The sequence below is a fragment of the Comamonas brasiliensis genome (assembly GCF_018292285.1).
In the GTDB taxonomy this organism is placed as follows: domain Bacteria; phylum Pseudomonadota; class Gammaproteobacteria; order Burkholderiales; family Burkholderiaceae_C; genus Comamonas; species Comamonas brasiliensis.
On the sequence record NZ_JAANES010000003.1, the window covers coordinates 534,385 to 548,778 of the forward strand.

The 14,394-nt window shown below is 63.7% G+C and carries 13 protein-coding genes; 6 read left to right on the top strand and 7 right to left on the bottom strand.

Annotated elements, in window-relative coordinates:
* The first annotated feature begins 160 nt into the window (after positions 1-160).
* The 6 genes from wecB to DJFAAGMI_RS15150 all read left to right on the top strand — a co-directional run bounded on the left by wecB (position 161) and on the right by DJFAAGMI_RS15150 (position 9,322).
* Entirely contained in the window at positions 161-1,342 is a 1,182-nt protein-coding gene (gene wecB, locus DJFAAGMI_RS15125; RefSeq protein WP_211457733.1) for a non-hydrolyzing UDP-N-acetylglucosamine 2-epimerase, read from the top strand.
* Entirely contained in the window at positions 1,329-3,551 is a 2,223-nt protein-coding gene (gene nfrB / locus DJFAAGMI_RS15130) for a cyclic di-3',5'-guanylate-activated glycosyltransferase NfrB (RefSeq protein WP_211457734.1), read from the top strand. Before wecB ends, nfrB begins: the two co-directional genes overlap by 14 nt.
* 10 nt (positions 3,552-3,561) lie before the next feature.
* Positions 3,562-6,312 (top strand): NfrA family protein, encoded by a 2,751-nt coding sequence (locus DJFAAGMI_RS15135; RefSeq protein ID WP_211457735.1) that lies wholly within the window; start codon positions 3,562-3,564, stop codon positions 6,310-6,312.
* A gap of 102 nt (positions 6,313-6,414) precedes the next feature.
* A complete protein-coding gene (locus tag DJFAAGMI_RS15140; RefSeq protein ID WP_211457736.1) occupies positions 6,415-6,738 on the top strand; it encodes a hypothetical protein in 324 nt (107 codons plus the stop codon).
* Between the two features lie 32 nt (positions 6,739-6,770).
* Complete coding sequence (locus DJFAAGMI_RS15145; RefSeq protein WP_211457737.1) at positions 6,771-8,405, top strand: DUF2334 domain-containing protein; 1,635 nt, start codon at positions 6,771-6,773, stop codon at positions 8,403-8,405.
* 47 nt (positions 8,406-8,452) lie between these two features.
* Positions 8,453-9,322: an alpha-amylase family protein gene (locus tag DJFAAGMI_RS15150; RefSeq protein WP_249334334.1), complete on the top strand. Its 870-nt coding sequence runs from the start codon at positions 8,453-8,455 to the stop codon at positions 9,320-9,322.
* A gap of 141 nt (positions 9,323-9,463) precedes the next feature.
* Here DJFAAGMI_RS15150 and DJFAAGMI_RS15155 read toward each other — a convergent pair whose 3' ends face one another.
* From DJFAAGMI_RS15155 to DJFAAGMI_RS15185, 7 genes are all read right to left on the bottom strand, one after another.
* Complete coding sequence (locus DJFAAGMI_RS15155; RefSeq protein WP_211457739.1) at positions 9,464-10,330, bottom strand: D-hexose-6-phosphate mutarotase; 867 nt, start codon at positions 10,328-10,330, stop codon at positions 9,464-9,466.
* The gene (gene hisA / locus DJFAAGMI_RS15160; RefSeq protein WP_211457740.1) at positions 10,323-11,066 is read right to left on the bottom strand and encodes a 1-(5-phosphoribosyl)-5-[(5-phosphoribosylamino)methylideneamino]imidazole-4-carboxamide isomerase; all 744 of its coding nucleotides are present in this window, start codon (positions 11,064-11,066) and stop codon (positions 10,323-10,325) included. The genes DJFAAGMI_RS15155 and hisA overlap by 8 nt, the downstream gene beginning before the upstream one ends.
* A 58-nt stretch (positions 11,067-11,124) precedes the next feature.
* Positions 11,125-11,793: an imidazole glycerol phosphate synthase subunit HisH gene (gene hisH, locus DJFAAGMI_RS15165; RefSeq protein ID WP_211457741.1), complete on the bottom strand. Its 669-nt coding sequence runs from the start codon at positions 11,791-11,793 to the stop codon at positions 11,125-11,127.
* A gap of 81 nt (positions 11,794-11,874) precedes the next feature.
* Positions 11,875-12,498, bottom strand: a complete 624-nt coding sequence (gene hisB / locus DJFAAGMI_RS15170) for an imidazoleglycerol-phosphate dehydratase HisB (RefSeq protein WP_003058637.1) — start codon at positions 12,496-12,498, stop codon at positions 11,875-11,877.
* The gene (hisC, locus tag DJFAAGMI_RS15175; RefSeq protein WP_211457742.1) at positions 12,495-13,613 is read right to left on the bottom strand and encodes a histidinol-phosphate transaminase; all 1,119 of its coding nucleotides are present in this window, start codon (positions 13,611-13,613) and stop codon (positions 12,495-12,497) included. Before hisC ends, hisB begins: the two co-directional genes overlap by 4 nt.
* Positions 13,614-13,682: 69 nt before the next feature.
* Positions 13,683-14,123 carry a PIN domain-containing protein gene (locus DJFAAGMI_RS15180; RefSeq protein ID WP_003058641.1) on the bottom strand — a complete coding sequence of 147 codons (441 nt, stop codon included), beginning with the start codon at positions 14,121-14,123 and terminating at the stop codon, positions 13,683-13,685.
* The gene (locus tag DJFAAGMI_RS15185) at positions 14,120-14,392 is read right to left on the bottom strand and encodes a hypothetical protein (RefSeq protein ID WP_211457743.1); all 273 of its coding nucleotides are present in this window, start codon (positions 14,390-14,392) and stop codon (positions 14,120-14,122) included. The genes DJFAAGMI_RS15180 and DJFAAGMI_RS15185 overlap by 4 nt, the downstream gene beginning before the upstream one ends.
* Positions 14,393-14,394 lie beyond the last annotated feature (2 nt).

Here is a 14,394-nt window from a genome sequence, read left to right on the forward strand (position 1 = left end):
GCCGACGCGACGGCTTCGCTCATGCCATAGAGGAAGCCGGATCCGATCGCTGCCAGCACGAGGAACTGGCTGACATACCCAAAGCAGCGCGTGAAAGATGATTTTTGAGCAGGTACGAATGGAAAACGTCTGTTACCGATTGACTCAAAGGGAGAACGCCATGAACCAGGACTCCGGGACTCTTCGCGCACAGCCAGATATCGCACAGTTGCTCATCGTGTCCGGGACCAGGCCTGAAATCATCAAGCTGGCCCCCGTCTACCATGCCTTGAAGCTGTCGCAATGGGCCAGGCCCATCTGGCTGCACACCGGCCAGCATGGCGATATGGCCGCTCAGATGCTGGACTGCTTCCATATCCAGCCCGACCATGTGCTGCAAAGACAGGGCAGTTCGCTGCTGGAGTTCGCCACCGGCTGCCGCACGCAACTGGAGTCCGTGCTGATGGAAACGGCCTGCGAGGCGGTGATCGTGCAGGGCGACACCGAGAGTGCTTTCCAGGGGGCATTGGCCGGCTTCTACTGCAAGGTGCCGGTCGTCCATGTCGAGGCCGGCCTGCGCACCTACAACCTGCATCGCCCTTTTCCCGAGGAAGGTCTGCGGCAGATGATAGGGCGCATTGCCAGCCTGCATCTGGCCCCCACGCTCAGAGCCCAGCAGGCGCTGGAGCGCGAAAACGTGGCCACGGAAAATATCGAGATGACGGGCAACACCGTCGTCGATGCCCAGCTATGGGCCAGCCAGCATCACCACATCCATCGCCGCATGCAGGGCCGAGGCCATATCTTGGTCACCATGCACCGGCGTGAGAACTGGGGCCCCGATGTGGACCATGTGTGCGAAGCCATTGCCGATATCGCGCGCGAGTTTCCCCAGGTGCCGGTGCTGTTCCCGGTCCACCTCAATCCGGTGGTCAAGGAGCCCGTCCATCGGCTGCTGGGCGGACTGCCCAATATCAAGCTGACGGAGCCTCTGGACTATCTGGCCATGCAGCAGGCCCTGGCCGATGCCTGGCTGGTGCTGACCGATTCCGGCGGGCTGCAGGAGGAAGCCCCCACCTTCAAGGTGCCGGTGCTGGTGTTGCGCGACGAAACCGAGCGCCCCGAAGTGCTGGAAGCCGGCTGCGCCGCCCTGGTGGGCGCAGACAGGAGCAAGATCGTGCAGTCCGTGCGCCAGCTGATGCATGACGATGCCGCCTATCGCCACATGCAGGCCAGCTCCAACCCGTTCGGCGACGGGACTGCCGCGCAGCGCACCGAAAAAAGACTGCAGCAGATGCTCAGGCCCGGGCATCCAGGTCTGGCACAGCAAGCCAGGGAAAGGACGCCCCATGTCCTGGCTTGACCTGTTCACCGGATACCTCTATGTGCTCAAGAGCATCGCCATCGTCATTGCGGTGGTGATCTTCATCAGCGGACTGGACGACCTGTTCATCGACCTCTTTTACTGGGGGCGGCGCACCTGGCGCGCACTGACCGTGTACTCGCGCCATGAGCATATGAATTACAAGGCCCTGATGGGGGTGGACGAGAAGCCGCTGGCCATCATGGTGCCCGCCTGGCAGGAGCATGGCGTGATCGGCAAGATGGCGCAGCTGGCGGCCACCACGCTGGACTACGAGAACTACCATATCTTCATCGGCACCTACCCCAACGATCCCCAGACCCATGCCGATGTGGAGCAGGTCAGAGCCCATTTCCCGAATGTGCACAGCGTGGTTTGCGCCCGCCCCGGGCCGACCAGCAAGGCCGACTGCCTCAACAATGTGCTTGATGCCATCTTCCAGTTCGAGCAGCGCTCGGGCATCGAGTTTGCGGGCTTCATCCTGCATGACTCGGAAGACGTGCTGTCCAAGCTGGAGCTGAGGCTGTTCAATTTCCTCGTGGATCGCAAGGATCTGATCCAGCTGCCGGTCTACCCCCTGGAGCGGCCGCTGCGCGAATTCACCGGCGGGCATTACCTGGACGAGTTTGCCGAGCTGCATGCCAAGGACATCGTGGTGCGCGAGGCCATGGTGGGCCAGGTGCCCAGCGCCGGGGTCGGAACCTGCTTCAGCCGCCGCGCCATCACGGCGCTGCTGGAGATGGGCGACGGCGTGGCCTTCGACACCCAGAGCCTGACCGAGGACTACGACATCGGCTTCCGGCTCAAGCAGCTGGGCATGCGCGAGATCTTCGTGCGCTTTCCCGTGCACGATGCGGACCAGCCGACCGATCCCGACCAGCCACGCCGCCCCGGGCGCAGCGCGCGCGAAGCCAGCGTCATCTGCGTGCGGGAGTTCTTCCCCGATACGCTGAATGCGGCGGTGCGACAAAAGTCCCGCTGGATCACCGGCATCGTGATCCAGGGCTTCAAGACCCTGCGCTGGACCAATAGCGGCGTGCTGAACTATTTTCTCTGGCGTGACCGCAAGGGAGCTCTGACCAATTTCGCCAGCTTCCTGGCCATGCTGCTGGCGATGCAGCTGATTGCCATCTGGCTCTACCAGCGCCTGGTGCCGGACAGCTACCGGTTTCTCTCCATCTTCCAGGGTGACTGGTGGCTGTACGCGCTGCTGGCCGCGAACTTCGTGCTGATGCTCAACCGCATTGCCCAGCGCATGTTCTTCGTCACCAGCTACTACGGCATCGTCCAGGGACTGATGTCGCTTCCGCGCCTGCTGTGGGGCAATCTGGTGAACTTTCTGGCCAACTGGCGGGCCATCGCCCAGGCGCTGCAGGCCAAGGATATCCGGCGCATGGCCTGGGCCAAGACCGACCATGACTTTCCCATGCTGGGGGAGGGACCCCGACTGCGCCAGCCCCTGGGTCAGATACTGATCGCGCAAGGCGCCTTGACCGAGAGCCAGTTGCAGGAGGCCCTGGTGCGCCCCACTCCGGGCCTGCGTCTGGGCAGTGCGCTGGTGCACAAGGACCTGATCAGCACCGCACAGCTGGCAGCCGCCGTGGCCCAGCAGGCCGGCGTTTCCTGGGAGTTCCTGGGAGAGCGCCTGATCCCCGACGAGATCGCGGCGCTGCTGCCGGCGCATCTGGCACTGCATTACAGCGTGGTGCCGCTGCGCGAAGAGGGAAAGACGCTGGTCCTGGCCAGCGAGTCGGTCATAGACCCGGTCTCGCACGCGGCCCTGGAGCGCAAGCTGGAGAGGCCTGTGCGCTACCTCATTGCCCCCAAGGGAGAGGTCACGGTCGAGCTGCGGCGTCTGTATGCAAGACAGCATGGGGAGCCGGCTCGCGAACTGCTTGCCTGGGCCGTGGAACGCAAGCGCGTCTCCCCCGAACAGGCGAAAGAGCTGTGGAAATTCTATGTGTCGCGACAGCTGATGCTGGGCGAAGTGTTGCAAGCCCTGGGCCGCATCGATACGGCCGTGCTGAATGCCTTGCTGCTCAGGCATGAGCAAAGCGATGACAGCCTGGGCATCTTCCTTGTGAACCAGGGGGCGTTGACCCAGGCCACGCTGGATGAAGCTCTGCGCCTGCAACAACAGTTGCAGGTCACCATGGCGCAGCTTCTGCGCCGCCTTGATGCCGCCCCGATCGTCTCCGTTGCTGCCTAGGTACCCATTTATGAAGCTTTCTCGCCCCATTCTGGTTCTTTCCCTTGCATGTGCCACCCCTTACGATGGAATGGCGCAGGTGGTGGATCTAGGTCCGGATATCAGCCCCAGACAGCGCTTTCAGGTCTATCCCCGGATAGACAAGGCGTATGAGGCCATGGCGCGCGGCGATGGCCAGCGCGCCATCTCCGAGCTGCAGCAAGCTCAGCGCCTGGCACCGGAGAACACCGAGATCGCCCTGCAGCTGGCTGCAGCCCATCGTCGCTTTGGCCAACCCGCACAGGCCGAAGCCGTATTGAAGGCCCAGCTTCAGCGTCACCCCGGCGATGCGCGTCTGGCCCAGGCCCTGCGCGATATGCACCAAGGTGCCGTACCGGCCAGACAGCCCGAACCTCAGGCCGTACCGGCCCCCCTGGCCCAGGAAGTGCCCAAGGCGCCCAGCGCTGCAGCGCCTGCCGCAGCCACGACAGCGCAGCCTGCGAAGGCTGCAGCACCGGCTGTGGACACCCCGCAGCGCCCGCGCAAGAACCCGGCGCCACCGGCCATGCCCCCGGGCTACGCCAAGGCCAGCCAGGCCTATGCCGCCACCGAGCGACGCGACTTCGCCGCTGCCCTGCCTCTGGCCAGGCAAGCCGTAGCGGCGGCCCCGGCACGTCTGGACTACCAGCGTCTGCTGGTCTATCTGCTGGTGGAGAACGGACGCTTCGACGAGGCCGAGGCCCGTGCAGCAAGACTGGACAATGTGAAACAGCTGCAGTCGGACGCCGATTGGCAGATGCTGCGAACCTCCATACGCCAGCGCCAGGCCCTGCGCCCCTTCGAGCAAGCCTTGCAGGCTCGCGAGCAAGGCGACATGGCCAAGGCCCTGCGCCATGCCGAGTCCAGCGTGCGTCTGGCACCGCAGGCGCTGGCGCCGCGCCTGCAATGGCTGGGCCTGCTGCTTCAGGATGGGCAGGCCGCCCAGGCACAGCGCGTGGCGGAACAAGGACTGGCGCTGCAGCATGATCCGGCACTGCAGGTGCTGCAGGGCGTGGCCCTGCATGTCCAAGGTCGCGGCATGGCCTCCGAACAGGCCTTCGACGCAGCGCTTGCCGCCCCCCATCTGTCGCGGTCGGAGCGGCAGAACTACGGCGTGATTGCCCTGGACGCAGCACTGGCAGCCGGCCAGACAGAACGAGCCCAGCGGCTGCTGCAAGCGCTGGAGACGGACAGCAATGCCGATGTCAGCAGCCGCCGCGAGCAGCTCAAGGCCCTGCGCTCCGCAACCCTTTCACGCGGCTATGAGCTGCCCTTGCCCCTGGTCAACTGCTTCAGCGCCGGCGATGTGCCCGGCTGCGAAATCTGGCCCGGACAGGAAGCGCCGAACCCTGCCTACAAGGTCGCCCAGGAGGCCTATCAGGCCTACGGCGATGGGCAATATGTGCTGGCGGCAGACAAGGCCGCTGCCGCCATAGAACTCAACCCCAGGCATCTGCCCTATCGCCAGCTGCGCCTGCAGGCCCTGCTGGCTGCAGGCCAGAAGGCGCAGGCGCTTGAAGAAGCCGATCAAACCCTGCAGCTGCAACCCGATGCCGTCGAAGTGCTGGCCCTGCGCAGCCGTCTGCGTCGCGAGCAGGGCATGACCGAGGCGGCCAATGCCGATGCACAGACAGCCTTGCAAATAGGCGGCCTGTCTCTGTCCAGCGAGGTGGATCTGCTGCTGCAACTGGGACGACGCGAAGAGGCTGCAGCACGTTTTGCCCAGGCCACCTCGGAGCCCGAGCTGCAGCAGAGCGCCGATCCAAATCTGGCCTATATGGCCATCCGCGTGGGCGATGATCGCAGTGCCCTGTCCATCTTCAACCGCGCACGGGACCAGGACCGCCTGCCGGACACGGCGCTGCGCGATGGCGCCTACACCGCCAGCAGGTTGGCCGAGAACGAGCAATCCATAGGCTACTTCAAACAGGCGATCAGCGCGGTCCATGAAGGCAGGCTGGACATGACGCCGCAGCAGCAATACGAAACGCGGCGCGAAATCTCCGACCGGGACCGCTCCTGGGGTGTCAACACCTTGCTGGGCTATCGCGGCATTTCCCTGGGTGCAGCCGGTGCCCAGCCTGGCCTGTATGGCGACGTGGCACAGCTCGTCAGCGAGGTGTACTGGCGCCCGCAGAAGTTCGGCGACGGCCGCTTCTGGGAGCTGTACGGCGGCGCAGCGCAAACCGTCTACAGCCGCCACGATGTACCCACCGGCGGCGAAACCACCCAGGGCGCCCTCGGCGTTCGTGCCAAACCGCTGAGCGATCACAACCTCATACTCGCGGTCGAACGGCGCGTGCGCATCGGCTCGCTGTCCAGCAACGACTGGTTGCTGCGCATGGGGTATTCGGGCGGCATGGGCACCGACCTGCGCGTCGATGTGCCCAGCTGGAACACCGTCAATGTGTACACCGAAGTGGGCCGTTTTATTCATCGCAAGCAAAACTACGCGACGTTCGAAGCCCAAGCAGGGCGCAGTTTCCGTATGGGGGGGGGCGACTCGAGACTGGTGCTGTTTCCGCACGCAGTCCTGGGCGCTGATTACAACTCTGAACGCACAGCCTCGGGCAAGCAAAGCTCAGTAGGCGCTGGCGTTGGTGTGAACATGCGTTTCTGGTTCCGCGAGGACCGTGACCATGCTCCTCGCTCCTACCTCGACCTCTCCCTGCAGTATCGCGCCCGGCTTGCCGGGGACGAACGAGGGAAAGGCGTGTTTCTACGTGCTGCCTTGGTATTTTGAGACGGCACGCCTGCAAGGCCGGAACCCATCGCCATTTCTAGAGTTTGTGGAGATGGTGTTCTTTGACACTTTTTCTTTCTGCCCCCCAGAAAGGAGACTCTCATGCACTCCCTCGATCAAAGGCAGGCCATGCGCGCGCTGCTCGCGCTGGCGCTGCTGAGCTGGGCCAGCTGGTCCCAGGCCTCCAACGTCATGCCGCCTCCCCTGCCACCTGGAAGCACCCAGATCCGCATGGATGTGGGCTCAGCCCCCGAAGAGCGCAAGCGCAACGAACGTGCGCACCACCACAAAGGACATTTCAAGAAGGATTTCACACGGGATGACACGCTGGATGCGCTGCCGGTCAAACCCGGCAACCCGTCCCCCGGCAGTCCACCGAAGGACAAGCCCAGTCCGGGCGGTCCATTCCGTGGCCAGCAGCAATAGACCCCATCGTGTAAAGATCTCAGGAGAGTCTCATGAAAACCCTAGGACGCATTCTCGGGGCATGGCTGCTCGCCATGCTCTTTGCGAGCCCTGGCGCTTTTGCGCAAACAGGCCCGCGCACGCTGATCCTCTATGACGCGCCGCCCAACACGGCCTACACAAAGCTCGGATTCGGCTACGCCATCATGCTGCGCAATCTGCTCGGACATTTCGACAGCAAGGTCGACATGGTCCCGGTGCAGAACTACACGGCAGGCCAGCTCAGCGGCTACGACGCCACGTTCTACCTCGGCTCGTACTACGACAACCCGGTTCCCGCCGCCTTCATGGCAGATGCCGCCAGCTCGAGCAAGACCATCGTCTGGTTCAAGTACAACCTCTGGCAGTTTGCCTGGGACCCGACCTACGGCTTCCAGGCCCGCTATGGCTTCAACCTGACGGCGCTGCGGGGCCTCAATGCCGCGCCGACCTCCAGCAACACCACGCCGGGGTTCTTTGACACCATCACCTACAAGAGCCTGCCCTTTGTCAAATACTACGCATACGACAGCACCACCGGCGCCGTCAATGCGGATCCCGATGTGGGGCTGACGGCCATCACCGATACCACCAAGGCGCAGAACCTGGTCTCCATGTCCAACCCCAAGACTGGCGAGCAGGCACCCTATGTGGTGAGGTCGGGCAACTTCTGGTATGTGGCGGATCTGCCATTCAGCTATATCGGGCCACGTGACCGCTATCTGGTGCTCACCGACATCCTGCACGACATGCTGGGAGTGAACCATGCCGAAAGCCACAAGGCCATGGTCCGGCTTGAAGACGTCAGCGCACTGGTCAGCGTGACGGCAATGAAATCGCTGACGGACTATCTCTACCAGCTGCGGATACCGTTTTCGATTGCGACCATTCCGTACTACAAGGATCCTCTTGGCGTCTACAACTCGGGAGTGCCGATGCAGGTCCCCATGTCGCAGGCCACGAACCTGAAGACTGCGCTCAACTATGCGCTGGCGCGCGGCGGCGAAGTCGTGATGCATGGCTATACGCACCAGTACAGCAATGTGCGCAACCGCTACACGGCCGTGAGTGGCGATGACTACGAGTTCTGGGACATCGTCAACAACAAGCCTGTTCCGGAAGACTCGACCGCCTGGGCATTGGGACGCTACCGGGCCGGTCTGCTGGAGCTGAGCCTCAACGGCTATCGCCCGACCGCCTGGGAGACTCCGCACTACCATGGCTCAGCGCTGGCATCCAAGGCCAGTACGCAGGTCTTTGCCAAGACCTATCAGCGCGTCGTGTACTTCACGGCTGACAAGCCCAATTTCAACGCAACGGTGGAAAAGGATTTTTCCTTGGGCCAGATCTTCCCCTACCCGATCAAGACCGACTACTACGGCCAGAAGGTGCTGCCTGAAAGCCTGGGAAATATCGAATACGACATCTCCCAGATCGACCCCACCTCCTCTTACAACTACACATGGCAGGACATTCTCACCAATGCCCAGTATGTGAAGACGGTGCGTGACGGTTATGCCTCGTTCTTCTTCCACCCGTTCTGGCTGGAGCCGCAAGTTGGAACCCCTGGTCTGGCGGACTTCAAGAGCCTTGTCAGCGGCATCTCCAATCTGGGCTTCACCTGGACGGTTCCCAGTCAGCTGCCATGAAGGAAAAGCGCTTTCTCCACAGGGAGAAAGCGCTCCACCTCATCGATATGACGATGCAACGATGCAGCAGACGCGAGGCTCTGGGCCTGGGCTGGGCACTGGCCTGCGGTCTGTCCGAGGCGAAGGCCAAGCCCAGCCTGCGCCTGCCCGGCATGGTCTGGCAGCCCAGTGCCGCCACGCTGCGTCCCCATGGCGCATGGCAGCGCCTGGGCATTCGACGCCTGCTGGTGCAATGGACGGCCGTGGACCATCTGAGCCTGGTGCCCGGCACCTATCTGCCCGCGATGAGCCGCAACCTGCCGGACTGGGAGCGCATCGCGGCCGAGCCCTGGGCGCAGGAGCTGATTCTCGGCCTGGCCGGCATGCATGACGAGGCCAGGGCGCGCGCCAGCCTAGCGGATCTGGCGATGCAGTCCTATGCCTTGAAGGCGGCCATCGCAGCGCTGCCGCTGCGGGTTGCCGGCTGGTACTTCCCGGTCGAGATCGACCCGACCTGGGCAGCGCCCAGTCAGCTCACCGAGGTGCTCAACAAACTGCCGCGTCCGCTGTGGATCAGCGCCTATGACAATGCCAATATGGGGCCTCAAGCGCTGGTGGACTGGATCATGCGCTGGATACCGGAAGACGTGGGCGTGTTCTTCCAGGACGGCGTCGGCGTGCACGCGCGCACGCCTTCCGTGGCACGCGAGTATCTGCAAATGCTGACGGCCCATCTGGGACATGCGCGTGTGCGCGTGATTGCCGAAGCCTTCCGGCCTGCGCCGGGCGGTGGCTTTCGCAGCGCCATGGCAGAGGAGTTTCTGCCGCAACTGGCGGCCTACCAGGGCTGGACGGTCTTCGCCTTCGACGGCCCGCATTATTTGAACCCGCCTCTGGTCGATGCCTTGGCGGATGCCCTGGGCAGCAAACCCCGCTGAGCAGCCTTGCGCCCTGCTACTGCGGCTTGGCTCATGGAGCCGGCGACAGGATTGAACAGGCTGGCGGCCCGCACGCCCACAGGTCTGTGCACGTGGACCGATCCAGGCTCGGGGTGGCCTCACCCCTGCCCGTTCAGTGCTTCAAAAGCATTCGAAGGTCTGCGCCGCCTGCCAGCGCTGGTCGGCTGCAAGAACCACAGGCGCATCAATGGCCGCCGCCTCCACGCACAGCATCTGCTGCCAGCTGTCGGCTTCCATGTCCTTGAGCGTGGCGCACAGTGCCGGTCCAGGATTCCAGACCACGGTTTCGCTCCAGGGCATATCCTGGGCAAGCTGCAGCCAGGGCTGGCCCGAGCTTTGCAGCTGCAGGGCTGCCGCCGCACGGGGATAGACGCGATCGGTCTCCGCACCGAAGGCTACGCTGCCCGTCTGCGTGACATGGGTGTCCGGCAAGGCCGCAGCCGCGTCCCAGTAGCTCAGCCCCTCAAGGCCGTGCAAGCTGGCCTGCTCGACCTGAGCCACGCGCAGATAGCCGTGCAAGGCAGCAGTGAAAGAAAGCTCCTGCCGGCCACGGTTATGCACGGCCAGCGCCACACGTAACATGCCGGGCCTGAGCTCGACCGTGAGCACGGCTTCAAAGGCATGCGGCCAGACAGCGCGCGTGGCTTCGCTGTCCGTCAGGCGCAGGGAGATCTGCGCACCATCCTCGCCCGATGGCTGCGCGGCATCGGCCTGCCAGTGGCTGATGCGCGCAAAGCCATGCTTGACCAGGGGGCCGCGTTGATTGAACTGGGGAAAGCAGACCGGAATGCCGCCGCGAATGGCGCTCTTGCCGTCATGGGATGCGCGGGAACTGAGGAACAGGCGCTCCTGCCCCAGGCCGACCCAGGACAGCACCTGGGCGCCCTGCAGGCAGATGAGCACCGAATCCCCCTGGCCCAGCTTCAGGGCAATCGCGGGAAGCCCTTTCCAGTCCAGGGCCTGGGCCTGAAACGTCAAATCACTCACCCGTGAGCTCGTCCGCACGCTCCTGGCCTGCGGCGAAGTCCAGGTCGCCGGTATAGATGGCGCGGCCGCAGATCACGCCTTCCACGCCTTCGTCCTGCACCTTGCACAGCGCTTCGATGTCGGCCATGCCGGCCAGACCGCCCGAGGCGATGACCGGAATCTTCAGCGACTGGGCCAGCTTGACGGTGGCGTCGATATTGATGCCGCTGAGCATGCCGTCACGACCGATGTCGGTGTAGATGATGGATTCCACACCCCAGTCCTCGAAGCGCTTGGCGGTTTCGATCACGTCCTGGCCGGTGAGCTTGCTCCAGCCATCGATGGCCACCTTGCCGTCCTTGGCGTCCAGGCCCACGATGATGTGGCCGGGAAAGGCGCTGCAGGCGTCCTGCAGGAAACCGGGGTTCTTCACGGCAGCGGTGCCGATGATCAGGTACTCGATGCCCAGATCGATGTAGCGCTCGATGGTGTCCAGATCACGGATGCCACCGCCCAGCTGAACGGGAATCTCGCCATTGACTTCCTTGAGGATGCTCTTGATGGCCGACAGGTTCTTGGGCTGACCCGCAAAGGCGCCGTTCAGGTCCACCAGGTGCAGGCGACGGGCGCCAGCATCCAGCCATTTGGCGGCCATGGCTGCGGGGTCTTCACCGAAAGTGGTGGACTGGTCCATATCACCCTGAATCAGGCGAACGCAGTGGCCGTCCTTGAGGTCGATAGCGGGGATGAGCAACATGATGGTGATCTGCTAGCAAGTTTGGCCGTCAGAAATGGCCAGTGCACAAAGAAAAACTTCAGGGCTTCCAGCCCAGGAAGTTGCGGAACAGCGCCAGTCCCTGGTCCGAGCTTTTCTCGGGGTGGAACTGGGTTGCGAAAATATTATCGCGTGCGACGGCACATGCAAAGAGGCCGCCGTAATCGGTCTCGGCCGCGCAATGCGTGCTTTGTTGCACCAGTGCATAAAAGCTGTGCACAAAGTAGTAGAAGCTGCCGTCCGGAATGCCGGCCCACAGCGCATGGGGCTTGCCGCCCTGCTGCGTCTGCTGCACCTGGTTCCAGCCCATCTGCGGCACCTTGAAGCGGCTGCCGTCGGCTTGCGTCCTTCCTTCCAGGTCGAACTTGCGCACATTGCCGGGAATCAGTCCCAGGCCCGGCACATCGCCTTCATCGCTGTGGTCGAGCAGCATCTGCATGCCCACGCAGACGCCGAACAGCGGCTTGTTGACTGCAGCATCGAGCACGGCCTGCTGCAGGCCCGATTCGCGCAGCTCGCGCATGCAGTCGGGCATGGCGCCCTGACCGGGCAGGACCACGCGGTTGGCGGCGTGAACCACCTCGGGATCGGCCGTGACAACCACGTCCCAGCCGGTATCGGCCGCAGCCGTGCGCACCGCCTGCGAGACCGAGCGCAGATTGCCCATGCCGTAATCGACCACGGCCACGGTGTTGTTCTTCAAACTCATAGCAGCTACCGCTTATGGAGATTGGTTTTTACAGACAAAAAGCTTTGAAATGCATTGTGAACAGGCGCATCAAGCTCCTGATTACAGAGCACCCTTGGTCGAGGGAATCACGCCGGCCATGCGCTCATCATGCTCCAGCGCAAAGCGCATGGCGCGCGCAAAGGCCTTGAAGATGGTTTCGCACTGGTGGTGGGCATTGAAGCCCTTCAGGTTGTCGATGTGCAGCGTCACGCCGGCGTGGTTGACAAAGCCCTGGAAGAATTCGAAGACCAGTTGCGTATCGAGCTGACCGATGCTGCCGGCGGTGAACTTCACATCCATGTGCAGACCGGGGCGGCCCGAGAAGTCGATGACGACGCGGCTCAGGGCTTCGTCCAGCGGCACATAGGCATGACCGTAGCGGCGAATGCCTTTCTTGTCGCCGATGGCCTTGGCGAAGGCCTGGCCCAGGGTGATGCCGATGTCTTCCACCGTGTGGTGGCCGTCGATGTGCAGATCACCCGCGCATTCGATGTCCATGTCGATCAGGCCGTGGCGCGCGATCTGGTCCAGCATGTGGTCGAGAAAACCGATGCCGGAGTTCAGGCTGGCCTTGCCCGTGCCGTCGAGGTTGACGCGCACGGCGACGCGGGTCTCGGCCGTGTTGCGCTGCACTTCGGCAATGCGCGGCAGGTTCTGGGCGATGGAGGGGACGATATTGCTCATAGGCTTTCTTTCAGTGCCGCCAGCATCTGGGCGTTTTCTTCGCGGGTACCCACGGTCAGGCGCAGGCAGTTGTGCAGCAGGGGATGCATGGCCGATACGTTCTTGACCAGCACGCCGCGCTGTTTCATCTCGATCTGGGCCTTGCCGGCGTCGCGCACGCGCAGCAGCACCATATTGGCTTCGGAGGGCCAGACCTTCTCCACGCCGTTCAGCGCGACCAGGGCATCGATCAACGGCTGGCGTTCGGCGCGGATGGCAGCGGCCTGCTCGGCATACAGGGACTCGTGCTGCAACGCAAAAATCGCCGTCTCGCAGTTGAGCACGCTGATGTTGTAGGGCGGGCGCACCTTGTCGATCTCGTTGACGATGGCCGAAGGGCCGATCAGATAGCCCAGACGCGCACCGGCCAGACCGAACTTGGACAGCGTGCGCATCAGCAGCACATGGGCATTGCGCGCAGGATCGGCCTTCATGCGGGTGATCCAGCTGCGGCTGGCGAAGGGCTGGTAGGCCTCGTCCATCACGACCAGACCACCGATCTCGGCCACGGCATCGATCACGGCCTGCACCTTGTCCTCGGCCCACAGCGTGGCCGTGGGATTGTTGGGATAGGCGATATAGGTGATGGCGGGCTGGTGCTCGGCGATGGCGGCTTGCATGGCCGGCACATCGAGGTCGAAGTCGGACGTCAGATTCACGCCCACGAAATCCAGCCCCTGCAGCTTGGCAGACAGCGGATACATCACAAAACCCGGCATGGGTGCCAGCATCTTGGCGCGGGCATTGTTGCAAGGCTGGGCCGTGGCCAGCGCCAGCAGGGTGATGATCTCGTCCGAGCCATTGCCCAGCAGCACCGATGTGCCAGCGGGGGCGCCGGCGTAGTCGGCCAGCATCTGCTTGAGCACTTCCTGGCGCTCGCCGGGGTAGCGGTTGATTTCCAGCGCGCCCAGATGCTCACCCAGCTTCTGCTGCAGCTCGGGCGGCAGACGGTATGGGTTCTCCATCGTGTCCATCTTGAGCAGGCCTTGCGCAGGCTGCACATGGTAGCCCTGCATGGCGCGCACATCGGCGCGGATGCGTTGCAGGGCTTTGGTCTGGATGTCTTGAGCAGTCATGGGTTCACTCCTTCACACGAGGCTTGCGTTGGCCAATGCAGTCGATACCAATCGCTGCGATTGTGGCGCTCAAGCCTCAAGATTCTGCGTGGCGGCTTGCTCCAGCGGGTGCACCACGGTTACGCCGCCAAACTCCGCCCCGTGGGGCAGATGCAGGCTCAGCATCTGGTTGCAGCCGCTGTGCTGGGCGCAGGCCACGGCCAGGCAGTCGCCAAAGTCCAGTGCATGGCGGGCCTGTACGGCCCAGGCCGTCTCCAGCGTGGCGGCGTCGGTCTTCCAGGGCGTCCAGGTCTGGTAGCGGCGGATGGCGGCGCGGGCATCGCCCTGAGGCAGAGGCAGGGCGGCCGTGGTCGCCTGGTCATAGAACTCCACCAATGCCTGATTGCTGGTGCGGCCGCTGCGGCTACGCCACAGCAGATCCAGCCATTCCAGCGTGGCCGCATACAGCGCACCGCCGGCCGCATCTTCCGCGGCAATCAACACCGAGGTATCGACAAACACGGGGTTCACTTGGCCACCTCGGCTTCGGCATTGCTGTGCGCTGCAGCCCGTTTGCTGCTGGCACTGCGCGCCAGGGATTTCGCCGACTGGCCGGCAGCTTGCCAGGTGCGCTCATCCGTGCGCCAGGCCAGATAGGCTCGCTCGTAGGCATCCTCGCGCTGCATCAGCTCGGCCATGAAGTCACCCAGCATGCGCGAGACGCTGCTGCCGCGCCTGGCCGCTTCGATGCGTGCCCAGTCAAGCACGCTGTCTTCGACAGTGATGGTGACGTTCTTCATGC